Genomic DNA, 25,250 nt, shown 5'->3' on the forward strand with positions numbered 1-25,250 from the left:
ATTAAAAAGGCATATTTCTTAATCATTCATCAATAAATTTAGGAGAAGATGCAGAGCATAACTCTGCATCTGTAATTATTATGCTAATTACTTCAATTCGAGATTATGTGCAATTAAAAGGTCGTATAGAGCTACAAGACATTGCACGACATTTTCGTATTCCTGGCAGCGCCACAGCTCAAATACTGGATTTTTGGATTAAAAAAGGAAGTATTAAAAAGATCAGCATGGCAGATAATCAAACCCTATGCACACCTAATCATTGCAAAACGTGTGCGGGTTGTAATATCAGTCAGCAAATAGTTTATATCTGGTTAAATCAATAATTCATATCGTTTTAAAATTATTCTGTTCAAATGTATTCATATTTAACTTTTGATTAAATTATCTAAAAGAATTTATTAGAGGTACGGTGTTTATGGAGTCCTATTTGTAATTGATCGCATAAATTATTGCTATATTTTCTTATAAAATATTTTATTTTCGCGACTTTCATCACATAATTGAATTAATTTTTGCTTCAAAATATCAAATGATATTAATATGAACTTATGTTCATTTTTTAAATTAAATTGAGGTAAAATAATATGAAACCAATAGCCATTGGCGCTGATGATGCCGCATTTGAATTTAGAAATAGCTTAGTTGATTATTTGACAGAACAAGGGATTGAAATTATTGATTATAGCAGTGACAAACAGATAAAAAACTCTTTGTATCCTGATGTTGCCAACGCAGTGGCTTGTTCAATAAAATCAGGTATACACGAACGAGGGATCTTGATCTGTGGTACCGGTATAGGTGTGGCAATAACAGCTAACAAGGTACCTGGTATACGTGCCGCACAATGCCATGATGTGTTTTCAGCTGAGCGTGCCAGAAAGAGTAATAACGCACAAATTATGACAATGGGGGCTAGAGTGATTGGTGTGGAGCTAGCTAAAAAACTTGTACAAACATGGTTAAATTCTGAATTCGAGGGTGGAAGGTCGATGGCTAAAGTTGATCGTATCAACCATTATGATCAGCTGTACAGTAAAAAATAATGATTTATCAGAATATTTTTGGTTAATTGGATTAAATTTGTGAACAAAGAGAACTTTTTAACATTTAATTTCACTTTTTTATTTGATTGTTTTTTTAATCTATTATGTGTACAAAATTGTAATATGGCACTGTCGTTTTATTTTTGAATAAATGCTATTATATTTTTATTAAACTAAATGCTGTAGAGGATATAGAAGTATGAGTCAATTAGATGAATTTAAAAAATTAACTGTAGTTGTTGCCGATACGGGAGATATCGATTCAATAAAACAATTTTCACCTGAAGATGCCACAACTAATCCATCCCTGATATTGAAAGCAGCTCAACTGCCTCAATATCGTTATCTGATTGATTCTGCTATAAAATCCTCTAAAAAATTGGGCATGAGTAAAGAACAACAATTAGTTAATGCCTGTGATCAAGTTGCTGTTAATATTGGTGCTGAAATTTTAAAATCCGTTCCTGGACGTATTTCGACTGAAGTAGATGCACGTTTATCATTTGATACACAAGGTTGTATTGATAAAGCACGTCGTATTATTGAACTTTACCAATCAAAAGGTATTGATAAATCACGTATCTTAATTAAAATCGCCTCTACGTGGGAAGGAATTAAAGCTGCAGAAGTATTAGAAAAAGAAGGTATTAACTGTAATTTGACATTACTTTTCTCGTTTGCCCAAGCAAGAGCATGCGCTGAAGTCAATGCCTTTTTAATTTCCCCATTTGTTGGGCGTATCTATGATTGGTATCAAGCAAAAAAACCCATCGATCCTTATGTTCCAGACGAAGATCCAGGTGTCGTTTCGGTTCGTAATATCTTTAACTATTATAAACAGCATGGTTATAAAACGATTGTGATGGGTGCTAGCTTCCGTAAAGTCGATCAAATATTAGCCCTTGCAGGTTGTGACCGTTTAACCATTTCACCTAATTTGCTTGCTGAAATGCAACAATCAACCGCCTCTGTTACACAAAAACTTAATCCAAATCAAACTATAGTCTCTCGACCGGCACCTATGACTGAGGCCGAATTTAGATGGCAACACAATAGCGATGCCATGGCAGTTGAAAAACTTGCTGAAGGTATCCGTGCTTTTGCTGTTGACCAAGGCAAATTAGAAAATATGATCAGTGCATTACTTTAATCATATTGAATACAAAAGGGGGAGTAAGCTCCCCCCCATTTTTACACTATTTTATTCGTTTTTTAATAACGAATTTGGCAGGTAACAGCACTTATAGCTGATATAGTAACTTGCTTGATTAGGAATTTTTAATTAAAAATTTTTTTGGAGATTACAACATGAATGCAACGACTTTATCTCACCGCGAACTAGCGAATGCGATAAGAGCATTAAGTATGGATGGTGTGCAAAAAGCTAAATCTGGTCACCCAGGTGCACCTATGGGTATGGCCGATATGGCAGAAGTGCTTTGGCGTGGATTTTTGAAACATAATCCTACTAATCCTAATTGGGCCGATCGCGATCGTTTTGTTTTATCAAATGGTCATGCATCTATGTTGATATATAGCTTACTGCATTTAACAGGCTATAATGTAACAATCGAGGACCTTAGAAACTTTCGTCAATTGCATTCAAAAACAGCAGGTCACCCCGAATATGGCTATGTACCTGGTGTTGAAACAACGACAGGTCCATTAGGACAAGGTATTGCTAATGCTGTAGGTATGGCTATTGCTGAAAAAACATTAGCCGCACAATTTAATAAATCTGGTCATACCATTGTTGACCATCATACTTATGTATTTATGGGTGATGGTTGCATGATGGAAGGCATTTCACACGAAGTATGTTCATTAGCGGGGACCCTTAAACTAGGAAAACTCATTGCGTTTTATGATGAAAATGGCATTTCTATCGATGGTGAAATTGATGGTTGGTTTACTGATGATACCGCAAAACGTTTTGAAGCTTATGGTTGGCATGTAATTCGCGCAATTGATGGTCATGATGCTCATGCTTTGAAAGAAGCCATTGAACAAGCGCAAGCAGTAACGGATAAACCGTCTTTGTTAATGTGCAAAACTGTTATTGGTTTTGGATCGCCAAATAAAGCGGGTAGTCACGAAAGTCATGGCGCACCTTTAGGTGATGCTGAAATCGAAGCAACGCGTAAAGAACTTGGTTGGAACTATCCTGCCTTTGAAATTCCGAAAGATTATTACGATGCTTGGGATGCAAAAGCAAAAGGTAAACAAATTGAAGATGGGTGGAATACACGTTTTGACGCTTATGCTAAAGCTTTTCCTGACTTAGCTAAAGAATTTAAACGTCGTATGAATGGCGATCTACCTGTGAATTGGCAACAAGTTACAAAAGATTTTATTAATAAACTACAAGAAAATCCTGCAACTATTGCGACTCGTAAAGCATCACAAAATGCTATTGAAGCATTTGCTCCTTCCTTACCTGAATTTTTAGGGGGATCGGCTGATTTAGCACCAAGTAACTTAACTATGTGGTCAGGCTCAAAAGAAATTTTAGCCAATCCAAATGGTAATTATATCCATTATGGAGTGCGTGAATTTGGTATGTCAGCGATTATGAATGGTATTACGCTGCATGGCGGATTTATTCCTTATGGTGCTACTTTCCTAATGTTTATGGAATACGCACGTAATGCTGTCCGTATGGCAGCTTTAATGAAGATTCGTTCATTATTCGTTTACACTCACGATTCTATTGGTCTAGGTGAAGACGGACCAACGCATCAACCAGTTGAACAAATGGCAAGTTTACGTGTTACACCAAATGTCAGCACTTGGCGTCCATGTGACCAAGTTGAATCAGCTATTGCTTGGCAGTATGCGATAGAGCGCAAAGATGGTCCAACAGCACTAATTTTCTCAAGACAAAATCTTAAACAACAAGATCGTAGTACTGAGCAACTAGCTAATGTTTACCGTGGTGGTTATATTCTTAATGATTGTACTGGCACACCAGAATTAATTATCATTGCCACTGGTTCAGAAGTCGAACTTGCTGTGGAAGCTTATCTCCAATTAACTCAAATTGGAAAAAAAGTACGTGTTGTTTCAATGCCATCAACGGATGCTTTTGATAAGCAAGATAGTGCTTACAAAGAGTCTGTTTTACCATCATCAGTTACTGCTCGTCTAGCTATTGAAGCAGGTATTAGCGATTATTGGTATAAATATGTTGGTCTTAATGGTGAAGTTATAGGTATGACAACATTCGGTGAATCAGGTCCAGCCGATCAACTATTTAAAGAATTTGGATTCACTATTGAAAACGTGCTTGAAAAAGCCAATAGTTTATTAAAATAATCAATTTATAAATTCAATAACAAACGCCATTAGCTAAGATTGTTAATGGCGTTTTTATTATGTGAAAATTAATTTTATTTTTTCGATCCAATTTATCTGGATGCTTGTTCTAGAATAATATTTGTGGGTTGCTTTTGAATGTAAATCATTCTGGCAATAAGTAAGAAAGCAGCAACTGCTAGTCCCAATATAATCCCTATCCAAAAACCGGCAGCACCAATTGGCTGCACGATTAAATCGGTTAATCCTAAAATGTATCCAACAGGGAGTCCAACGCCCCAATAAGAGATAAGGGTGATGAAAAAAATACTTTTCGTATCTTTATAACCACGTAATACGTTACTTGCTACAACTTGTAGATAGTCAGAAGCTTGATAAATAGCAAGTAAAATTATAAGTTGCAAGCAAATAGTAATAACATCCACTTCTTCAGTGAATATGTGAATAATTGGTGTTCTAAAAACAACCAAAACTAATGCTACTACGACTGCAATTATTAGCGATATGGCTAAACTAATATATGCAGTTTGCTTAGCTAATGATGGTTTTATATTACCTAGCAAATAACCAACACGGATACTTGATGCCACACCTAAAGATAACGGTATTGCAAACGTTAAACTACTAATTGTAAAGATAATCTGGTGTGCAGCAACCGTAATTTGACCTAGTGGGGCAATAAGCAAAGCTACTACAGCAAATAAGCTCATTTCGAAAAAATAGGCTAGAGCAAGCGGCATACCCAGCATCACAATATTTTTAATTACTTTAAAATCAACCAGTTTCGTCAATTCTGTTTTGCGAATATCACGTTGACTTGAAGTAGTTAATGTATATAAGCGAATTAAGCCAAACATGAGCCAAAAAATTATAGCAGCTGTAATTCCACAACCAACCCCGCCAAACGCAGGTAATCCTAACTTGCCATATATTAGAACATAATTAATAGGAATATTAGCAAGTAATGCTATAAATATGATCACCATCGCTGGTTTAGTATTGGATAACCCTTCACACTGATTGCGGTACACTAAAAATAATAAAAATGCTGGTACTCCCCACATAATTGCTCGTAAAAATTTAACGGCTACGTCCATCATTTCGGGATCAATAGGATGATCAACTGAACTTCGTAGACCAATTATTTGGTCTGAATGATATAAAATCAACATTATTAACACAGATAAAAATAGGGCGATCACAACACCTTGGCGTGTGTGATTTGCAACTTGGTTTCGTTTAGCTGCACCATTTAAATTTGCAATGATTGGGGTTAAAACAGTTAACAGACCTTGCCCAAACAAGACTGTTGGTAACCATATTGATACTGCTATGGCTACACCTGACAAGGCTGTTTTACTATAATGTCCTGCCATAATGGTATCAACGAATGTGATGGCTGTTTGTGATACTTGTGCAATAAGTACTGGTACAGCTAATTTACCAAGATTTTTTATTTCATGTTTATAATGTTGTTTCATGATGTTATTACCGTTTAACCGTTCCCCACAAATCATATTCATCAGAGTGCTCAATGATGACTTGAACAATATCACCTACTTTGACATCTTTTTCCTCATTTAAATAAACAACACCATCAATTTCAGGTGCATCCGCCATACTTCGACCTATTGCGCCTTCTTCATCGACTTCATCAATAATCACTGCTAAGGTTTTACCTATTTTAGCCTGTAATTTTTGCGTAGATATTTTTTGCTGTAACTGCATAAATCGATCAAATCGTTGTTGCTTGATTTCGTCTGGAATTTGATTAGCTAATTCATTTGCTACTGCACCTTCAACGGGGCTGTAAGGAAAACAACCAACTCGATCTAATTGCGCTTTTTCTAAAAAGTCGAGCAACAATTCAAAATCTTGTTCAGTCTCACCAGGATAACCAACAATAAAGGTTGAACGAAGAGTAATTTCTGGACAAATTTCACGCCAGTGATGAATTCGTTCAAGTGTTCTTTCAATTGTTCCAGGTCGTTTCATTGATTTTAAAATCGTTGGACTGGCATGCTGTAAAGGGACATCTAAATAAGGTAAGATTTTTCCTTCTGCCATTAAAGGAATCAAATCATCTACACTTGGATATGGATACATATAATGTAATCTTACCCATATACCAAGGCTTGATAATTGTTCACAGAGTGTTTGAATATTGGTTTTTAAAGGCGTACCATTCCAAAAGCTGGTACGATTTTTGATATCAATTCCATAAGCCGAGGTATCTTGTGCGATAACTAAAAGTTCTTTTACTCCGCTATCAACTAATCGTTTTGCTTCATCAAGTACATTTCCGATAGGGCGACTGACCATCTCTCCTCGTAAAGAAGGGATAATGCAAAATGTACAGCTATGGTTACAACCTTCTGAAATTTTTAAATAAGCATAATGTTTAGGTGTTAATTTAACGCCTTGCTCAGGAACTAAGCTGGTGAATGGGTTATATTCGGGTTTTGGGGCATATTTATTGACATGGTCAAGCACTGTTTCGTAGCTATGGGGACCAGAAATTTCAAGTACTTTTGGGTGTACGCTTCGGATCTGATCTTCTTTAGCTCCAAGGCAACCGGTAACAATCACTTTACCGTTTTCATCCAGCGCCTCACCAATAGCTTCAAGCGATTCTTGAACTGCGCTGTCAATAAATCCGCAGGTGTTAACAATCACCAGATCAGCATTTTCATAAGTAGGAACCACTTGATAACCTTGGGTACGTAATTCTGTTAATATTCGCTCTGAGTCAACCAAATTTTTAGGACAACCGAGGCTCACAAATCCAATTGTTGGTGATGATATATTCATAGTATTTGTAATAATTTTAAAATTTATAGAGGTTTTAGAGAATTTAAAAGTCTGTCAATTTAGATTTTGACAATAGGTAATCATTTTAACATATTTAAACTGATGCTAATAAAAATTTTTAGATTGTTATGATTTATATGATAAAAGATGATTAAAGACATGAGTCTAACATGTCATTAATCATATAAAGTAAATTATAATTTATCTTCAATAGGGACTGAAGGATCGCTCTCCTTGATTTTCGTTTTGGATTGATACTCTACAGTGGGTAATGTTGATAAACCATATTTAACGGTATAATATTGTAATTGTAAAGCAGTATAAGCTTGTTCTTTTTGAACTACATTTAATAAATGAGTAATCTTAATAAGACCATCTTCATATTGATCAGCCTCATCTTGATGAAATTTAATCTCTTTTTTTAACTCATTCATATCATTGAAAATATCTTGGGCTAATTCTGCGTTGGGTTGAGTTATGATTGTCTCGACTTTAATCGGTGAATCTGATTCAATGGCTGATATTCTTTGTGTAATCAAAGCTTGATTTATTTTTAACGTTTCAACTTTAACTTCAATTAGTGTTTTAATTAAACCACCGGAATAGTTTTCAAGCTCTTTTTGTGAATTATCGATTTCGTCTGAAATTTTGGATAATTCTTCATTCAATTCAATAAGTTTTTGTTTTTCATTTTCACTTAACTCTTTTTTACAACTGAATAAAAATAAAGAAAAAATTGCAATTATAACAATACCTATTTTAGTTTTATTAAACATGTTCATTTAAAGTCCTTTTTCTATTTTCATTTGATTTTGCTTTGTTTCTATTTCTCTATATTTAGAGTGGAGATCCGATTCATAAATAATTTGTAATTCACCTTGTCCGCGACTAGATCCTTCGATTTCTAATCCAATTTGGAATTGGGCAAAATAGGAAGAATAACTACCACAACCTGTATATTTTAAACACTGATAAAACTCATCAATTTCTTTATATAATTTTAATCCTATTTTTTCAATAGATTCCGGTTTGCCATATTTTTTTGTTAAAACTTTTTTATATTTAAAATATTCTTCTTTACCCTTAGTGCCATAAGGATCGTCTTTTATTTTTTCTCTTAATACTACTTTCATAAGACCTAAATCTTTATGGACAAGTACCATATAAGAATCAAAATTTGGTAGAGTCATTGGTGGTTCAGTTAATTCATAAAATATTATATCATCTGAGACATATACTTTTTTTGCTTTATACTTTGAGACAACATCAGCGTCTGATTCACCCCATGTTAAACCTATCGGTGCATCAATCTTTGCATAAGCTATAAAAGAAAAGAATATTGAAATTAGAAACAGTTTTTTCATTAAATTTTATCCCATAAACATCCTATCTGTTTTAATTGTATACATTAAATTAAAATTATCAATAAGTTAATAAACTAAAATATAAAATTATTCTATTAAAATCCTATTTTAAGATTATAAAATAAACTATTGGATGATTAATGTGTTTATATGAGTAAAAAAAATTAGTTGGAAATAGAAAATTAATTTATGATAAAAATAGGTTACTATAATGGATTGATTATTAGGTTGGTCAAACGAACTAAAGTTATATCAAACCGTCATTTTTGTACCAAATATTTTATTATTAATGAATATTTTTTGATATTGTTTTTAATTAACAAAATAAAAAGCAGTTATGATAATATTGCGTATGATACCAAAATTTTAGAATGAATGTGAAGAACAATCACAGAATTAATCAAGATAGTCACATAATAAAAAAGCCCTTAATAACTGCATAAGGGCAATATGAAGTTAAACAACTAACTTAACAATTTTAATTTAGACCGTTAATTACTTCATCAATTTGGCGATTTAAACTTTCCGCACCGCCACCAGATAAATACCAAAGATCTGGTGTAAGATAAACCACTTCAGTTTTGCTTGTAGCTAATACTTTTGCATCAAAGAAATCATCTTTCATCGCTGTCTGACCAATTGCTTTGCTACGGTCAACGACATAAATAATATCGGGTTTAATAGTACTAACGTAATTATTATCAATAAAAATTGGTTTTGGTTTATCACCAGCATTCATTGATTGAATAAAAAATGGAACAGCGCGTTTTACTTTTAAAACATCATGAATTAATGCTGCACTTGAACTTGCATTAATCAAAATCATTTTACCATCGTTATGGATTGCAACAATTGCTTTTTTGGGATTTGATTGAGCAACAGATTGAGCGTTGGTTATTTTTATATTAAGAGCTTGAATTAGATTACTGGCGTTTTGTTTGGTGTCGGTAATCTCAGCTAATACATTAATGTGATTTTTGGTTGATTCAAGGTAGTTTTTTGCATCTACACTTAAATTAATTACAGGGGCAATTTTTGATAATTCTTTAGTTCGACTAGCTTGACGACCATCTATAATAATCAGTTGTGGTTTAGCTTGTTTAATTGCATCTATACTTGGTTCTTTCATATTACCTGTGTCAGCAATGTTTGCATTTTTATACTGCTCAAGATAAGAAGGTAAAACAGAGAGAGGGGCTCCTACAACAATTGAACCTTGACCTAAAGCATCTAAAGTGTCTAGCGCACCATAGTTCATTACGACAACTTTACTGGGCGACTTAGGTACTACAACAGTTTGATTATTATCAGTAGTTACCGTCATTGAAGATTGGCAACCCGTTAATCCTAAGACAAGTGCAGCTAATGTGCTCAATAATAATTTTTTCTTGGTATTCATGTTGGTTCCTTTGATTATGATGCAAATGATAACTATTATTATTTAAAGCGTATAATTTGTCTAGCAATAAATAATTTTTTGAAAAGATATTGATAACTATTCTCATATGGTATATTGTACATTTGGATTGAGGTTGAAAATATCAATATAAATAATAGGGTTATATAAATGAATACTAAATTCAAATTGGCAATACATGTCATTAACACCGGTCTTTTATTGTCATTGTCAGACATAGCTATGGCAGTAAGCAATAAAGACACTGATACCATGGTGGTGACAGCATCAGGATTTTCACAACAAATCAAAGAAGCACCAGCAACAATCTCAGTAATCACGCCAGAAGAAATTAGCAAAAAACCTTATCGTGATGTGACTGATGCACTTAAAGATATTCCTGGTGTTACAATTACTGGTGGCGGTGATTCGACCGATATTAGTATTCGAGGTATGGATGCCAAGTACACTTTATTATTAATTGATGGTAAGAAAGTTAGCACTCGTGAAACAAGACCCAATAGTGATAATTCAGGTTTTGAACAAGGTTGGTTACCTCCTTTAACCGCTATAGAGCGTATTGAAGTTGTAAGGGGACCAATGTCATCATTATATGGTTCGGATGCTATGGGTGGAGTAATTAACATTATTACAAAGAAAGTCTCAAAAGAATGGCATAATGGTTTACGAATTGAATCAATAATTCCTTACCGTGCAGATGAAAAAAATACCTATACTGGAAGTTTTTCCACCATGGGACCTATTATAGATGATATTTTGGGTATACAATTATATGGTCAATATAGCAAACGTCATGAAGATGAATTTTTAAATGGTCATTCAGAACAAAAACTACGAAGTATAAATGGAAAATTATCGCTTAATGCTTCTGACTCACAAAAATTTGATTTAGATTTTGGTCGTACCCTACAAAATAGTAATGCATCAGCAGGAAAAACAAGACCTATTAGTCGTGGTAATTTCGATCGAGATAATCGTCGAAACTCTTTTGCTTTAACTCATAATGGTCTATTTGGTGATGTATCTACGACATCTTTTATTGCTCATGAAGGGAATAATAACCCAGAAAGAAAAATGAAAATTCGTAATACTGATGTTGACTCACGTATGACAATCCCATTTTCAATCAATATGTTAACCATTGGCGGTACATATACTTATCAAGAGCTTCATGATAATGGCAATCAGTTAAAGAAAACTTTAACAAAAATCGATCGTTGGAATTATGCCTTGTTTGCTGAGGATGAGTTACGTATTTTAGACAATTGGAATTTAACATTGGGCCTTCGCTATAATAAAGATGAAAACTATGGTCATAACTGGAATCCAAGGGTTTATAGTGTCTGGAATATTGATGATAACTTTACTATAAAAGGTGGCTATTCAACAGGATTTGCACCACCTCAACTGCGTCAAGTTGTCTCAGACTGGGGACAAGTTACCGGAGGTTCAGGAACAGGTAATAAAGGGATGATAATGGGTAATCCAGATCTGAAACCTGAAAAAACGAATGAATTCGAAATGGGTATTGGTTATACCAATGAATACGGTATTGATGCCTCTGCAACAGCCTTCTATACCAAATATAAAGATAAAATCCAATCCTATTATATTTGCCGTGGTACAGCTGGTTCAAAAAATTGTCAAATTCCTGGATATAAAGAAAAATTCGATTTTGTACAAGGACGAGAAAATGTCGATAAGGCCGATCTTAAAGGTCTTGAATTTTCATTTAAAACACCATTGTTTACTAATTTCTTATTAAGTTCCAATTACTCTTGGATCAAAACTGAACAAAAAACCGGTAAAAATAAGGGTAAACCTTTGAACCGTACACCTAAACAAAAATTTAATACTCAGATTGATTGGAACATAACACAACATTGGGATTTATGGACTAAGGTTGCATATTATGGAGCAGAAAATACAACGGATCGAAGTGGCAAGAAAATTGAATATCCAGGTTATACTTTCTGGGATGTAGGTGCATCTTTTCAAATAAATAAGAATACTAAGGTTTATGGTGGTGTTTATAACTTATTTGACAAAGATGTTTCTAACGATGACTTTGGTAAATCTCTAGAAGGTCGACGTTACTTCGTGGGTACCGAGATTAATTTCTAAGTGAATTGAATTCATAATTATTTACTATAATACAAAGATGACTATTCAAAAAGTCATCTTTATTACTTGTGCTAAATTCCATTCTATTTATTCTTTTAATAAAGAATAGAATTTATGTTCAATAATTTATAATATGGTATAGCAAAGTTTTAAAGGGTAATTTAAAACTAATTCTAACATATTAATTTAAATCAGTATTATAAATTTTATAATTTGTTTTTGAACGGTAAAAACTTAAGTTATTTATTAAAATCGTCATAGCTATAATGTTTAACTCAGCTATTTTTAATTACTTAAATAGCTAATAAGTGCTATAAATATCTTGATTCTAAAAATTAATTAGAAAAATGGTGGAAATTTTATAGTTAATATTTAAATATAAAACAAAATGTTATAACTTGAATGTTCCCTGTGTAAGCAGGGATAAACCGTGTTCGGGGAAATCTGTTATTCAAATTTTATTAGTGCTTTTTTATACACAGGGATAAACCGTTTTTGGCTGAGTATTCTGTTGACGATAACAAGTGTTCCCTGTACTAAAATGGATAAATCGATGAGGGGTCCTCTGCATATGCCATTCTTCCTCTTAATGTTTCCAGTTTACATGAATAAGTTAAAAAAAGTACTGATGTCAGTGAGATTAACTAAATCAAGCAGATAGAAACAATGGTTGAATAAATGTAGAAGGGTGTAATAAGACCTCTTTTATGAAAGCTCTAATTAAAAAATTGATTAGTAGATAACAGGGTATACAATAATATTGTTTTCATTGATGTAAATATGAGTTCATAATTACAACAGTATTAAATGGTTAAGTGCTGAATTTATGGTAAAAACACAAAAGAGTTCGAAATCCATTTTTAAATAAAACTAGTAATTTTATTAATTAGCGCAGTTTTATTCGTTTACAAATAAATTTTTTGTGTTAACTCGTGATGAGAATAACTTGAAAATATTGATTAAAACTTCGTTAAAAATGGATTTTATTACTATAAATTAAATCCTAAGGTCAATTTTTTCCATTCTTGTAATCTTCCCAATACTTACAGGTCTATTCTCTATTTAATCAAAAAATTAAATAAGATAGCCAAAACTAGTCTACTCTCGATTTTATTTTACGTCAGTTTCAACCTAGCAAGGTAACAGTGGAATAATAGCTCACACAGATAGCTGTATCTATGATAAATATAGAGGTATAGCTCAAATCCATAACCGCTTAAGATATAAAGTATCACTTCCATTAAATTGGAATTCAGAGGAATCGATAGCAGGATCGTAGTTGTTAAATGTATAACTATTATCGGATATTTTTTAAAGTCAATTAGAAGTATAGATTTATAATAATATTCATATATGATAAAGGATGCTATTCATATGTATTAGGTGATTAAGTTTTGAAAAATAGGATTTAACAATAATTGATTTGAATAAAGGCAAATTATTATTTATTTCACCTCAGTTTTTCCCCTTTATTAAAATTGTGATGAAGATTAATTCTTTTGAAGCCTTTTCGCATAAGGCTTTAGGATGGTACGCCCGGGTGGACTCGAACCACTGACCCCCACCGAATCAAGGTTACATCTTCCGTGAAGGTGTGATTTATCAAGCCAATTCAAACTATATCTATGACATTTCGCCAAACGACTTAGAAGCGTTATTGGCAATGGTTCAGGACATATTAGACGAATACTTGCTTGAGGGTGGGCGCGATGAATTTTGGATGTTATCGACAATTGAGAACGAATACCAGCGGGGCACTCACTCCGCCTATACTAATTTAGCGCAGCAATCCGCTTATTATGCAGAGCAAACAGCCTTTGTAACTTTATTGTCAAGACCTGCATACCTAAATCAAATTAAACAAGCCTTTTTATTAACTTTCAGCGACTGGAAGAGATTAACCGAAGCTGCAAAAGCAGATTTATGCCATGTTTTAGCTAGCGCTATAGCAAGAGGTATCAATCCAAGAGAAACCGCTCAAATTATCAGTAAACGACTTGATGTTTCAATGTCTAAAGCTAAAGCTTTAGCTCAAACCGAACAATTAGGAGGGTATCGTCAATCCATTTGGAATGAAACTGAATGGACTACTGAAAGATTAGGTTTGAGGGTCGGCTTGTTGCATATGTCTGCAAAACTTATAACCAGCCGATTAACTCATGTTTATTGGGACGGAAGAATAAGAACGGTTGGAGAGGTGAGGAATTGGTATGAGGAGGGCGGCAACGCCTTTAATTGCCATTGCTCGCAAATACCGATATTGCTCAATGAAAAAGGTGAGCCTTTTAATAAATTTGTAATAGAGAAACTTAGTAAGGAGCGTGAAGAATGGCTCAAAGAGAGGGCAAAAACTGATGAATAAAGTTACGGTTAATGTGCTTTCGGTTATTAATAAATCATCAAAAATCACAAAAGAATCAATCAACAATAAAGAGCATTTTATCATTCGCGATGTCGTCCCAGTTGTTGATGATGTTGTGATGAATAATGGTTTATATCCGAAAGATGAAATAGACAAAAGTTATATGTCAATAAACGGCAACTTGATGCCAATTGGACACCCTAAAGTCAATGGTCAATTTGTGTCGGCAAGCAATGCTAAAGCTATTAACAAATATTACGGTGGTGCATGGGCTGAAAATGTCCACAAAGATAATGACAAAGTGTTACTTGATTGTTATGTGGATATTGAATTTGCAAAAAATCACGAGAAAGGCAAGCAACTTCTAAATAGGTTAGAAAGCATGATGAATGGTGAGGATGCTAATCCTATTCATGTATCTACTGGATTAATTCTAAACAAGGTATATCAGTCTGGAAAATCAAAGGGCAAAGCTTATGATTGGGTGGCTACTAATATGCATTTTGACCATGTGGCTATCCTTCTGAACGAACAAGGCGCGGCTACTCCAAGCGAGGGAGTGGGCATGTTCGTGAACTCAGATGGTGAATATCAGATTGAGAATGCCAATCTAGATGATTTAGAAGCAACACCCTCCAACTTATTATTAACAATTCAGAATACATTATCTGAAGCACTAAAAAAATTCAAATTTAACAAAAAAGAGGAAATAGACCCAATGAAAGAGAAGATCTTACAGGTGTTAAGCGCCAAAGGGATTAAAACCGACGGCTTAGATGATGAGCAGTTATTAACTGCACTTAACGAGCAAGTCGCTAAAGAGGCTATCGATAAAAAGAAAACTGATGAAGATGAAGAAAAAAAGAAAAAGAAGGATGAAGAACAAAATAGCGAACAGACGCCGAAATGGGCTAAGACGCTAATTGATAAAGTTAATATCCTAGAGCAGATAGTAAGTGTAAATGCAGCAGCTGAAGAAAAAACCATGCGTGAAGCCGTAAAAGCTGCGTTTGGTATACCAGAAACAGCCGTCAATGAGATTAAAGGCGATGCTCTGAGTGCGTTATATGCGAAATGTCAGAAATCGGTACCAGTTAATAGCGCCTACAGTGCATCTAACAGCAATCAATCAATCTGCGAAATGCCAGAATAAGGAGAATTTTAATGACTAAAAGAGTTATTCATGCGGGTGGTGTATTCCCTAACCCAACGTTAAACCGCGAAGGTAAAGCTGCTGTTAGTTTTATGCCTGGTACGATATGTATCTTTGAGAACGGTAAAGTTAAACCAGCTTTAGATGATACAGAAGAAGGCATTAAGTATGTTGCTAACTATGATTATCTACGTGGTAAAGACGTAAAAAGCGCAATTAAATTAGGAGATTGGGTTGTTTGTATGCATCCAACTCAAGGCACGTTTTACAATGTTACCGCTAATGCTGGTGTTTATAAAAAAGGTGACCCATTACAAATTATCGAAGGACAAGTAACGATGGGCGGCGATGCGTCATCTCAATTTTTTGCAGAAGAAACAATCACTATCACAACAGCAGGTGATTTACTGCGTGTTGTAGTGAAGTAAGGAGAATTAATCAATGTTTTATTTTTCTAAAAAAGAAGCTGAAAAACGGGGTTTTGTAGATGCTCAAAATGCTCAATTTGCAGCATTAGCCGAAGCAAGGCGGGCGGGGATGCAATCGGTTGCCGACTTTATCAATCAAAGCCGAGGTAATAATAACGCTAATGATTACCTGAATGTAACTAATGCAATTGATGATATTAGACGCCTATATAAAGCTCAAGACGCTGTTGTGTTAAAGGAGTTTGAGCCAAACACTGAATTTACCGTGTTGAATGATTTAATGGGCTTCTCTCGTTCTGTTCGTATTGATGAATCTGTCTATGAATATGCTAAAACAGGCGGTGGCGGTAGTGCGCATACTTCTATGTCAGGTCAAGTCGGTGCGTTATTAAATGCAACTATCTATGCTTTCGATGGAACTATTGTTCCAATTCATGATACAGGTTTCAAATTCCCATGGCGTGACCCTATTTTTGGTAAAGGCTCAGCATTGCAATCCTTAGCGGATGCGCAAGAAAACTCAGTAAAAATTGTTCGTCGTAAATATGTTGATTATATCTTTGACGGTTTTAAAGATGAAGATGGTAATTTTATCGTGTTTGATAAAAAAACTTGGAAAGGTTTTAAATACGATGAACGAGTTCAACAAGTTACCTTAGCTTTTGATTTCGCCAATAGCAAAGACCCAGCCAAAATTCGTGCTGAAGCCATCAAACTTCGCGATGCTTTAAAGGTTTCTAATAAGCAATACGCTAAACAAACTTGGTACGTTTCTGCGGAGATCATGTCGAATTGGGAGCAATACTTTGACAGCAACCAAATTCGCACCGTTTTAGAAGAAATTAAAAAACTTTCAGGCATCGAAGATATCAAAGAAGATAGCAAGTTAACAGGTAATCAAATTCTTATTTTTCCTTTAGGAGCTGGCATTATTGCTCCAATTGTTGGGCAAGCGTTTGGTACTGTTGCCGATCCTCGACTTTATTATAACTCTGACTATGTTTGGCGCACATGGGGTTCTGCTGGAATAATGGTTAAAACCGATATTAACGGCAATCATTCTGTTATTTTCGCATCAAGTTAAGGAGTAATAATGAAAGTTAAAGTACTAACAGCCAATATTATGGTTGACTATAAGAAAGTTGAAAAGGGGCGGGTTATTGACCTGTCAAAAGACATCGCAGAACGATTTATTAAAGCAGAACTAGTTGAATCTATTGTTGAGACCACAAAGGAAAAAGTTGAACCACTTATTGTGATTGTCGATGGAAAAGAGTTCAATTTAGCTAATAAAACAGGAAAAAACCTCGCCGAATTTGCAACGCAGTATAAATTAGAGGGTCAACGCAAAGAAGAGACAGTGCAAGAGTTTGCTGAGCGTCTTAAGGCTGAATACGAAGCCAGTCTAACAAAGGAGTAAATAAATGGCTCAACTTATAGATAAATCAGAAGCAAAAGCCTTTATCTCTGAGTTGGGCTTTTCTATTCCTGATTCAGTATTAGAACTATTAATTGAACAAGTTGGCAAACATGATGCTTGCTTATCTCAATACGGTAATGTCACGGCAAAGCTATTGTCGTTATATGCTGTTGCTAGATTGGCTTCATTGTCTGGTGCAAGGAAAATATCATCGCAGGGTTCGCCAAGTGGCGCTAGTCGTTCATTTACATACGATAACAATGGCACGGACTATTTACTAACTCAGATTCGGGCATGGGATAAAAATAATTGCCTGTCGGATTTACCGTTAGATAGTGGACGCGTGGGCTTCTTTGCAGTTGTTAGAGGTTGTAATGAGTAGCGCAGCTAATTGGGCATATACAGCTATAGCTACGATTTGGCGCGCTTCTGGCGTAAATGAGTATGGCGCTAAGGTCTTTCATCCTCCAGAGCTAATTTATTGCGATTATGGTCTTGATTCTGCAACTAGGTTAGGCGATATCGGAACAGGGTTTGTTATTAAAAACACATTCTGGACTGAATACGCTTTAGCCAATGAGGGTGATTTTATCTTGATTGGTAAATTCACGGAACTTGATCCAATCAGAGCTGGCGCAGATGAAATTAAGCACATTGCTCGATATGCAGACACATTCGAGCGACTAGCGGATGATTATACATTGATAACAGGAGTTTGATATGGGCATTAAGGTTAGTGGTGTTAGAGATTGTATAAATCGATTAAATACCATAGTTGGTGATGTTCAAGCTAGAAAATCAGTAAGAGCCATACAGTCTGCCTTATTGATCGGTGGTACCCGTGCTGCATTATATACGCCGATTGATACCTCAACACTACTCAATAGCCAATATCGTGAAATGTTCATAAATGGTAATCGCTTAACGGGTCGCGTTGGTTATTCGGCTAATTATGCAGCATATGTTCATGATCCGAATCGCTCAATGAAATTTAAGCGATCAACTGTTAAAAAAGAATTCTTGTATAAAGGGTTTGAGGATGAAAAGGCAACTATCGACCAAGCTGTCCGCAGGGAGATGAAATTGTGAAAATGTACAAGCGAGTAGCTGAATATCTCAAAAATGCCGGATTATTAGGTGGCTTTGAGGTTCAGTATCTAAAATGGCGTGATACGAAAAATAAAAGCAGCAAGTTCATTGTATTTCGACCCAATGGCGGTTCAATACTTAAAACCGATTTAGGTAATGAGTATTACACGTTAATAGATTTAATCGGCGCAGTAAATGACATTGAAACAATAGATAATGACACATCGATAATAGCTGATTACATCAAAAACAATCCTTACACCAATAGCACAGGGCTTATTCAGATAGTAGGAGCAATCCCCTCACCGGTGGCAACTGAAGAGGACAGGCTTGTTTATCGATTAATGGTTTCATGCAGATTTGGTTAGTAATTTAGAAAACAATTTATATCCCGCCTTGAGCGGGATTTTTTATTTTATAGGAGTTAAAAAATGGCAGAATGTTCAGAACAAAACAGCCAATAAATAACATACTATTAACGAAAAATTAAGGAGATAGTATGAAAAAGTTAGTTATTTTTATTTTATTTATTTTGATATTAATATCAGCATTTTTAATTTATGTGGCTGCCACTATTAGTGATAATGATGTTTTTTTGTATGACCTGAAACAGCGTTGCTCATTTGCAACAAAACAAAGAATGGTATCGCCGTCTTCTTATAAAATTTTAGATTCGTCTTTATCCAGTAGAAATTATTGGAGCAACGACAGGATTGAACAATATTTTTCAGGAAGTGAAGCGATAAGAGCTTTGAAAGATGATTACAATGATCCTCAGAATTTTTATGATATAACAGCTATAGTTAAATTTTCCTCCAAAAATAAAATGGGGGTTGATTTAGTAGGATATTCTTCTTGTGAATATTTTATTGCTAATACCTACAAGCCAATCATTGTTGATGTAGGAGGTATAGATATAGATGGGCACGTTTTTAGTAAAGACAGTTTGGATTATATGTTTGCTGAGTCAACCTTAAAAAAATATACGCCTGAATATTCATTAATGGATAAAATAAAAATGCTAATGAATATGGAATTTAATTATTGACTATCAACGCAATTTAATCAAACCACCTTCGGGTGGTTTTTTTATACTTGGAGAAAATTATGGAGACATTCCATTGGAGACCTCAAAACGGCTCTACTGTGTCGGTAGCACCTAAAGTAAGAGATATTCGGTTCGGTGACAGCTATGCGCAACGTTTTCCGGATGGTATTAACAATGACTTGCGGTCATATAGTGTTTTGTTTGTTGGTTTAACTGAAGATATCGATTTAATCGAAGATTTTTTAACAAGGCATAATGCAGTTAAATCGTTTTTGTGGACAGAGCCTAATACTCACAAAACCATCAAGGTGGTTTGTAGAACTTGGACGCCAACCCCTAATGGTACGGTTAAAACAATTTCTGCAACGTTTGAAGAGGTGGTCGCATGATCCCAAAAAATATGCTATGCGATATTACAAAACTTGAAGCTGGCGCAATTATCGAATTATTCGATATCGACTTAAGTGAAATCGTTGGACATAAAGCAGTTTTGCGAGTTCATAACGGATTAAATGAACTAAGACGGGCTATTATATGGCAGGGCAAAGAGTACGAGCCATACCCAATTAAAGCGCAAGGTTTTGAACGTAGCGGACAAGGAACAAGTAACCGCCCAACGCTTACAGCCAGTAATGCTTATGGCATTTTAAATGGTCTAATTGAGAGTTATGAAGGCATGATTGGTGCCGTGGTAACAAGACATGAGGTATTAGTTTAATATTTAGATGCTATCAATTTTGCAAATGGTAATAAACATGCGGACCCGCATTGTGAAATTGTCTCTAATTATATATTGGAGCAAGTCAAACAACAAACATCACGGGTAGTTGTATTTGAACTAGCGCTGCCTTGTGAATCTGACGGCGCCATGTTGCCTAAACGCATCATTATTGCCAATACATGCGGTTGGATTTATCGCAGTACTGAATGCGGATATACAGGGGGCGCAGTTGCTGATGAGTTTGATCAACCAACGGATGATATCACACGGGACAAATGCAGTAGATGTGTGGCTGGGTGCAAACTAAGGTTTGGCCAAAACGGTATTCTTCCCTTTGGGGGATTTCCAACAGCAGCCAAATTATCCTAATCCCCTCTTTCCAGTTTTACAAACCACTCCAAAATTAGATAAACAATGAAAACAGAAATACTTAATCACGCAAATTCTTGCGGTGAGGCAGAGTGCTGTGGTCTTGTTATTGGTAATAAAACCTACATGCCATGCAATAACATCTCAGCCACACCAACAGAAACATTCGAAATATCACCGGACGACTGGATAAGAGCTGAAGAAAAAGGCGAGATCACAGCGGTTGTACATTCTCACCTTAACGGAGTTCCGATTCTCAGTGAAGCGGACCAAATTTCCCAAATCCGTACGGCTGTTGATTGGTGGCTGGTATGTGATAACCAAATTCATAAGTTTAGGTACATAAAACCGTTATTAGGTCGCGAGTTTCAACATGGTAAAACCATCAATAATTAGAGATGCCTACATGCTGACTGGCATTGATTTACCTAATTATGAACGTAAGGATGATTGGTGGCATACAGGTCAAAATCTCTATTTAGATTTACTACCTAAAAATAATTTTGAGCGCGTTGAGTTAGAAAGGCTTCAGGCGGGAGATGTTATTCTCGTTTGCCTTGGCTCAGAAATTCCCAATCATGCAGCTCTCTACATTGGCGATCAACAAATTTTACATCATTGTCCTAACCGAATGTCCAAACGGGATTTATATGACGGTTTTTGGTTCAGTTATACACACTCAGTATGGAGACACAAAAAATGGCAAAAATATGCCTTTACGGCGATCTTAAACAATATGGCAATAGATTCCATATGAATGTTGACACAGCAGCAGAGGGATTGAATGGACTTTACTCTCAAATTAATGGGTTAAGGAAACGAATTATGGAGGGTTGGTTTCATGTTCGTATCAATGGCGTTAATTTGACGCATGACACTTTACAGATTGGGTTACATAGTCGTTTACCTAAAAAAGCCGTTATTCATATAGTCCCACATGTAGTTGGAGCAAAAACCGGAGGTTTATTTGGATTTATTGCAGGTACAGCGTTAGTTGTTGCAGGTATAGTAGTAGGAATTTCAACGGGAGTGGGTTTCGCGATGGTTGCCGCCGGAGCAGGTTTAGGGATCGGCGGTTTTTCACAAATGTTAACACGACTTCCGAAAACAGAGAAAACTTCAAGTGACAGCAATAAAAATACGTATTTCTCAAACCTTGATAATACGATGGCTCAGGGAACAGCGGTGCCAGTGATATTTGGTAGAGTAAAAACTGGTTCAAAGACCATTTCGCGAGGACTGGAAACTAAGGATGAGGTAAAAGAAAACATTGGCGATAAGCCTATACTTCGCCCAATAAAGGAGCGTTCAAATGGGTAAAAGTTCGGGGAAAAGCAAATCCCCGTATGAAGCTCCGGACAATCTTCAATCAAATCAGGAGCTGCGCATTATTGATATGTTGGGCGAGGGACAGATTCGAGGCATAGTAGGTGGGCTAAAGGGTGTTTTTTTAAACGATACACCAGTTCAAACGCCTGAAGGTAATTTTAATTTTAAGGGTGTTGAAATTGATTGGGTAAACGGAACACAATCACCTTTGAAAGGTTTTTCTTATACCGAAAACGAAATTCCAGTTAATCTCCAGATCAAAACCACCGCCCCAATTACAAGGACAATCACAGATCCGAATATTGATCGGGTTAGGGTTACCGTTGGCGTGTCGGCGCTAAAATCCATCGATAATAAAGGGAATACGAACAGAACAGACGTATCAATGTCGGTGCAAATTGGTAAGGGTGATGCATGGAAAACGATTAAAAATGTTAACTTAATTAATAAAAAAACAAACTCTCAATATTTAACATCCGTCATTTTGGATGAATTACCCTCAACACCGTTTAATATTCGTGTTATACGAAATACACCTGATAGTAAATCTCAAACACTGGTAAATGATACGCTATGGAGTTCATACACTGAAATCTACGATGCTAAATTTTCATACCCTAATACTGCGTTAATCGGTTTAAAATTTAATTCTGAGCAGTTTAGTGGTACACCGAGGCGCAATTATCTCCTTGACGGTCTAATTATCAGGGTGCCAGATAATTACGATCCAGAAACACGAGAGTATAAAGGTTTTTGGTCGGGAGATTTTAAGCTTGCTTGGACAGATAACCCCGCATGGATACTTTATGAATTGTTGACAAATAAGCGTTACGGTATGGGTGATCGATTAAGTTCATTTGGAGTAGATAAATTTACTTTGTACTCTATTGCGCAATATTGTGATCAGTTAGTCGATGATGGCTTTGGTGGTAAAGAGCCGCGTTTCACCTGTAATTGTTATATTACAGAGCAACGACATGCTTTAAATGTTATTAATGAATTATGTTCAGCATTTCGCGGCATGCCTATATGGAACGGTACACAATACTCAGCGGTAATTGACAGACCAAATGATGTTGTTGCGATATATTCCAACGCGAATGTTGTTAACGGACAATTTACATATACTTCAGCAGCATTAAAGGAAAGGCATACGGCCGTACATGTGCGCTACATTGATCCTGATAACAATTGGGAAACAGCAATAGAATACGTTGCAGATGATGACCTAATTAAGCGATTCGGGTTAAATGTGGCGCAGGTTGACGCGTTTGGCTGCACATCCAGAGGTCAGGCTCATCGGGTTGGTAAATGGTTAATCCAGACTGAGAAATTAGAATCTCAAACCGTAACATTTTCTGTTGGTCGTGAGGGTATTCGACATTTGCCAGGTGACATTATTGGCATTGCTGACAATGACTATACTGGTACGACAATTGGCGGGAGAGTCAAGTCGGTAGATGGCGTCACTATTACATTAGATAGAGATATTGATATTAAAAAAATCAATGATGCATATTTCAGTGTTACGGATATCAACAGTGATTTACGCAAAATTAAAATACAAGCACAAACTAAACCTAATCAAATCGTGTTAACAGAATTGGTTGATGTTGACCAGTATTCTGTTTGGAGTTTATACGACGGAAAAATAAAACCACGATTATTCAAAGCTATTACTATTACTGAAAATGATGATGGTACATATTCAATTACAGCTTTACAGCATGATCCTAATAAAGAAGCAATTGTTGACAAAGGCACGGTGTTTGAAAAAGAAAGCAATACAATATTCAACTGGGCAATCCCTCCTGTTGAACAATTACAGGTAGAAGTTACGCCAGAGTCTGATTTATATCAGGCTCGTTTATTGTGGTCAACACCTCGCACAATTCAGAATCTGAAATTTGAGGTAAAAATTTATCGTGATGAAAAATTGGTTAGTCGTGAGGTTGTTGCTGAAAATGAGTATTATATATCCGAGTTGCAGCAGGGTAAATTTAGTGCCATTGTTCGTGGTGTTGGTGAAAATGGGCGATTAGGTGATGAAAGTACGGTAGCATTTTCAATATTACCACCTGCAGCACCGTCGGGATTAGTCCTGACACCTAGTGCATTTAATATTGCAATTCGCCCCGTAATGACTGCCGTGTCCAGTTTAGGTACTCAATTTGAGTTTTACAAAGGCACAACAGAGGCGGAAGTCGAGGCTAAAACCCATTATATGGGACGCGCGATGTCACTTACTGACGTTGATTGTACTCCAGATACAAAATATTGGTACGGTGTCTGCGCAGTTAACGTTGTAGGTCGTTCTGAAATGTACATATCCAGCACCAAGACATTAATTGCTGAAAATGGCGCAGGGGGGTTATTCAGAATCCAAACCGACGACGGTAAATTTCCTGACAATGATACTGCTACATTAATGTTTTATCAACAATTTGGGTTTTATCCTGCCCGTGATACGACGTTGATGTTCTATTCACTAGATTCAAATGGAAAAGTTTATCATACAGAGGCTATGATATACGATGGCGCACACTGGATTATGCCGGCAATGTTTTTGGATGGACATTTAATTGCAACAGGAACTATTCGGGGCGACAGGATCATTGCGGGTACTGAAATGACAGCACCGTTAATTCGGGGCGGGAGCGTAGTAGCTGGCAGTGTTATTAGTGCCGGCACACCTCCGGCATTTGAGTTGCAACCTGATGGCACATTAACCGCAAGAAAAGCTAATATTTCAGGAAGTATCTACGCAAATTATGGGCAGTTAGATAACGTAGTTATCAACGAAAACTGCAAAATACAAGGAAAACTTACTGCGATGCAAATTGTAGGAGACCTTGTAAAAATGCACATCTGTCATAAAGGTAGATCAATCACGATTAATCCAGAGCCATTCGATCGAGATATGGTTATTTTGCCACTAACATTAAATGCGATTGGGAGAAAAGGTTCGGGTGGTGACAAAGGGGAACAATTTTATTGGAGATATGGATGGCTGAGAATTATCATTAAAAATAATGCAAATTCGGAATTTATTGAAAGAAATCTTATGACATCAACAGAAAATCTTACAGTAAGCACAACCCTTTCAGTTACTGTACCGTCTAATGTGACGTTTTTCGTTACCACGGAATTGCCGAGTAAGAGTCGCGTTGATGGTATACCCGATTTTATAACAATCATGACAGTAAAAAAATAATAACCACCTTAATGGTGGTTTTTTATATCTAAAATTGGAG

Annotated in this window: 22 protein-coding genes and 3 pseudogenes; 20 read left to right on the forward strand and 5 right to left on the reverse strand. The window is 35.7% G+C overall.

Annotation, left to right across the window (positions count from 1 at the left end):
• The first annotated feature begins 80 nt into the window (after positions 1–80).
• The 4 genes from J3U19_RS05790 to tkt all read left to right on the forward strand — a co-directional run bounded on the left by J3U19_RS05790 (position 81) and on the right by tkt (position 4,361).
• Positions 81–326 carry a FeoC-like transcriptional regulator gene (locus tag J3U19_RS05790; protein ID WP_267340718.1) on the forward strand — a complete coding sequence of 82 codons (246 nt, stop codon included), beginning with the start codon at positions 81–83 and terminating at the stop codon, positions 324–326.
• A gap of 261 nt (positions 327–587) precedes the next feature.
• A complete protein-coding gene (gene rpiB / locus J3U19_RS05795) occupies positions 588–1,046 on the forward strand; it encodes a ribose 5-phosphate isomerase B (RefSeq protein WP_267340719.1) in 459 nt (152 codons plus the stop codon).
• A 199-nt stretch (positions 1,047–1,245) separates the two neighbouring features.
• The gene (tal, locus tag J3U19_RS05800) at positions 1,246–2,196 is read left to right on the forward strand and encodes a transaldolase (RefSeq protein ID WP_267340720.1); all 951 of its coding nucleotides are present in this window, start codon (positions 1,246–1,248) and stop codon (positions 2,194–2,196) included.
• Positions 2,197–2,354: 158 nt separating this feature from the next.
• Positions 2,355–4,361 (forward strand): transketolase, encoded by a 2,007-nt coding sequence (gene tkt, locus J3U19_RS05805; RefSeq protein ID WP_267340721.1) that lies wholly within the window; start codon positions 2,355–2,357, stop codon positions 4,359–4,361.
• 92 nt (positions 4,362–4,453) lie between these two features.
• On the opposite strand, the gene J3U19_RS05810 is transcribed toward tkt, so the two are convergent.
• From J3U19_RS05810 to J3U19_RS05830, 5 genes are all read right to left on the reverse strand, one after another.
• Complete coding sequence (locus tag J3U19_RS05810) at positions 4,454–5,842, reverse strand: MATE family efflux transporter (protein WP_267340722.1); 1,389 nt, start codon at positions 5,840–5,842, stop codon at positions 4,454–4,456.
• A 7-nt stretch (positions 5,843–5,849) separates the two neighbouring features.
• Positions 5,850–7,172 carry a 30S ribosomal protein S12 methylthiotransferase RimO gene (rimO, locus tag J3U19_RS05815; RefSeq protein ID WP_267340724.1) on the reverse strand — a complete coding sequence of 441 codons (1,323 nt, stop codon included), beginning with the start codon at positions 7,170–7,172 and terminating at the stop codon, positions 5,850–5,852.
• A gap of 194 nt (positions 7,173–7,366) precedes the next feature.
• Positions 7,367–7,954 carry a hypothetical protein gene (locus J3U19_RS05820; RefSeq protein ID WP_267340726.1) on the reverse strand — a complete coding sequence of 196 codons (588 nt, stop codon included), beginning with the start codon at positions 7,952–7,954 and terminating at the stop codon, positions 7,367–7,369.
• A complete protein-coding gene (locus J3U19_RS05825) occupies positions 7,955–8,536 on the reverse strand; it encodes a hypothetical protein (RefSeq protein WP_267340728.1) in 582 nt (193 codons plus the stop codon). It lies immediately after the preceding gene.
• A 478-nt stretch (positions 8,537–9,014) separates the two neighbouring features.
• The gene (locus J3U19_RS05830; protein WP_267340729.1) at positions 9,015–9,935 is read right to left on the reverse strand and encodes a siderophore ABC transporter substrate-binding protein; all 921 of its coding nucleotides are present in this window, start codon (positions 9,933–9,935) and stop codon (positions 9,015–9,017) included.
• Positions 9,936–10,103: 168 nt separating this feature from the next.
• Here J3U19_RS05830 and J3U19_RS05835 point away from each other — a divergent pair, with 168 nt between their 5' ends.
• The 16 genes and pseudogenes from J3U19_RS05835 to J3U19_RS05910 all read left to right on the forward strand — a co-directional run.
• The gene (locus tag J3U19_RS05835; protein ID WP_267345691.1) at positions 10,104–12,077 is read left to right on the forward strand and encodes a TonB-dependent receptor domain-containing protein; all 1,974 of its coding nucleotides are present in this window, start codon (positions 10,104–10,106) and stop codon (positions 12,075–12,077) included.
• A 1,594-nt stretch (positions 12,078–13,671) separates the two neighbouring features.
• Positions 13,672–14,439: a hypothetical protein gene (locus J3U19_RS05840; protein WP_267345692.1), complete on the forward strand. Its 768-nt coding sequence runs from the start codon at positions 13,672–13,674 to the stop codon at positions 14,437–14,439.
• Positions 14,432–15,592, forward strand: coding sequence for a hypothetical protein (locus J3U19_RS05845; protein WP_267345693.1), 1,161 nt, complete (start codon positions 14,432–14,434; stop codon positions 15,590–15,592). Before J3U19_RS05840 ends, J3U19_RS05845 begins: the two co-directional genes overlap by 8 nt.
• A gap of 11 nt (positions 15,593–15,603) precedes the next feature.
• A complete protein-coding gene (locus tag J3U19_RS05850; RefSeq protein ID WP_267345695.1) occupies positions 15,604–16,020 on the forward strand; it encodes a hypothetical protein in 417 nt (138 codons plus the stop codon).
• Between the two features lie 13 nt (positions 16,021–16,033).
• On the forward strand, positions 16,034–17,104 hold the full coding sequence (locus tag J3U19_RS05855) for a major capsid protein (protein WP_267345696.1): 1,071 nt from the start codon (positions 16,034–16,036) through the stop codon (positions 17,102–17,104).
• A 9-nt stretch (positions 17,105–17,113) separates the two neighbouring features.
• Positions 17,114–17,440 (forward strand): hypothetical protein, encoded by a 327-nt coding sequence (locus J3U19_RS05860; protein WP_267340736.1) that lies wholly within the window; start codon positions 17,114–17,116, stop codon positions 17,438–17,440.
• Positions 17,441–17,444: 4 nt separating this feature from the next.
• Positions 17,445–17,822 carry a DUF7370 family protein gene (locus J3U19_RS05865; RefSeq protein ID WP_267345698.1) on the forward strand — a complete coding sequence of 126 codons (378 nt, stop codon included), beginning with the start codon at positions 17,445–17,447 and terminating at the stop codon, positions 17,820–17,822.
• Positions 17,815–18,159 carry a hypothetical protein gene (locus J3U19_RS05870; protein WP_267345700.1) on the forward strand — a complete coding sequence of 115 codons (345 nt, stop codon included), beginning with the start codon at positions 17,815–17,817 and terminating at the stop codon, positions 18,157–18,159. Before J3U19_RS05865 ends, J3U19_RS05870 begins: the two co-directional genes overlap by 8 nt.
• Before the next feature lies 1 nt (position 18,160).
• Positions 18,161–18,529, forward strand: coding sequence for an HK97 gp10 family phage protein (locus J3U19_RS05875; protein ID WP_267345702.1), 369 nt, complete (start codon positions 18,161–18,163; stop codon positions 18,527–18,529).
• On the forward strand, positions 18,526–18,897 hold the full coding sequence (locus J3U19_RS05880; RefSeq protein WP_267345704.1) for a hypothetical protein: 372 nt from the start codon (positions 18,526–18,528) through the stop codon (positions 18,895–18,897). The genes J3U19_RS05875 and J3U19_RS05880 overlap by 4 nt, the downstream gene beginning before the upstream one ends.
• A gap of 131 nt (positions 18,898–19,028) precedes the next feature.
• Entirely contained in the window at positions 19,029–19,577 is a 549-nt protein-coding gene (locus tag J3U19_RS05885) for a hypothetical protein (RefSeq protein ID WP_267340742.1), read from the forward strand.
• Positions 19,578–19,675: 98 nt separating this feature from the next.
• A complete protein-coding gene (locus tag J3U19_RS05890; RefSeq protein WP_416380230.1) occupies positions 19,676–19,966 on the forward strand; it encodes a phage tail protein in 291 nt (96 codons plus the stop codon).
• Between the two features lie 11 nt (positions 19,967–19,977).
• Positions 19,978–20,667 (forward strand): annotated as a pseudogene (locus J3U19_RS05895) (phage minor tail protein L).
• 45 nt (positions 20,668–20,712) lie between these two features.
• Positions 20,713–21,424, forward strand: a pseudogene (locus tag J3U19_RS05900) (C40 family peptidase).
• Entirely contained in the window at positions 21,421–21,987 is a 567-nt protein-coding gene (locus tag J3U19_RS05905) for a hypothetical protein (RefSeq protein WP_267345797.1), read from the forward strand. The pseudogene J3U19_RS05900 and the gene J3U19_RS05905 overlap by 4 nt, the downstream one beginning before the upstream one ends.
• Positions 21,988–22,972: 985 nt before the next feature.
• A pseudogene (locus J3U19_RS05910) lies at positions 22,973–25,210 on the forward strand (phage tail tip protein); the annotation flags it as partial.
• Between the last annotated feature and the right edge of the window lie 40 nt (positions 25,211–25,250).

The organism is Gilliamella sp. B2828, assembly GCF_026537125.1.
In the GTDB taxonomy this organism is placed as follows: Bacteria; Pseudomonadota; Gammaproteobacteria; order Enterobacterales; family Orbaceae; genus Gilliamella.

Bases quoted from the DNA above. Each gene is read 5' to 3' on its own strand.
- J3U19_RS05865 (WP_267345698.1), top strand. From the start codon at position 17,445: ATGGCTCAACTTATAGATAAATCAGAAGCAAAAGCCTTTATCTCTGAG.
- J3U19_RS05830 (WP_267340729.1), bottom strand. From the start codon at position 9,935: ATGAATACCAAGAAAAAATTATTATTGAGCACATTAGCTGCACTTGTC.
- J3U19_RS05870 (WP_267345700.1), top strand. From the start codon at position 17,815: ATGAGTAGCGCAGCTAATTGGGCATATACAGCTATAGCTACGATTTGG.
- J3U19_RS05820 (WP_267340726.1), bottom strand. From the start codon at position 7,954: ATGAACATGTTTAATAAAACTAAAATAGGTATTGTTATAATTGCAATT.
- J3U19_RS05790 (WP_267340718.1), top strand. From the start codon at position 81: ATGCTAATTACTTCAATTCGAGATTATGTGCAATTAAAAGGTCGTATA.
- J3U19_RS05810 (WP_267340722.1), bottom strand. From the start codon at position 5,842: ATGAAACAACATTATAAACATGAAATAAAAAATCTTGGTAAATTAGCT.
- J3U19_RS05875 (WP_267345702.1), top strand. From the start codon at position 18,161: ATGGGCATTAAGGTTAGTGGTGTTAGAGATTGTATAAATCGATTAAAT.
- J3U19_RS05850 (WP_267345695.1), top strand. From the start codon at position 15,604: ATGACTAAAAGAGTTATTCATGCGGGTGGTGTATTCCCTAACCCAACG.
- J3U19_RS05860 (WP_267340736.1), top strand. From the start codon at position 17,114: ATGAAAGTTAAAGTACTAACAGCCAATATTATGGTTGACTATAAGAAA.
- J3U19_RS05885 (WP_267340742.1), top strand. From the start codon at position 19,029: ATGAAAAAGTTAGTTATTTTTATTTTATTTATTTTGATATTAATATCA.
- J3U19_RS05845 (WP_267345693.1), top strand. From the start codon at position 14,432: ATGAATAAAGTTACGGTTAATGTGCTTTCGGTTATTAATAAATCATCA.
- tkt (WP_267340721.1), top strand. From the start codon at position 2,355: ATGAATGCAACGACTTTATCTCACCGCGAACTAGCGAATGCGATAAGA.
- rimO (WP_267340724.1), bottom strand. From the start codon at position 7,172: ATGAATATATCATCACCAACAATTGGATTTGTGAGCCTCGGTTGTCCT.
- tal (WP_267340720.1), top strand. From the start codon at position 1,246: ATGAGTCAATTAGATGAATTTAAAAAATTAACTGTAGTTGTTGCCGAT.
- J3U19_RS05855 (WP_267345696.1), top strand. From the start codon at position 16,034: ATGTTTTATTTTTCTAAAAAAGAAGCTGAAAAACGGGGTTTTGTAGAT.
- J3U19_RS05835 (WP_267345691.1), top strand. From the start codon at position 10,104: ATGAATACTAAATTCAAATTGGCAATACATGTCATTAACACCGGTCTT.
- rpiB (WP_267340719.1), top strand. From the start codon at position 588: ATGAAACCAATAGCCATTGGCGCTGATGATGCCGCATTTGAATTTAGA.
- J3U19_RS05825 (WP_267340728.1), bottom strand. From the start codon at position 8,536: ATGAAAAAACTGTTTCTAATTTCAATATTCTTTTCTTTTATAGCTTAT.
- J3U19_RS05905 (WP_267345797.1), top strand. From the start codon at position 21,421: ATGAATGTTGACACAGCAGCAGAGGGATTGAATGGACTTTACTCTCAA.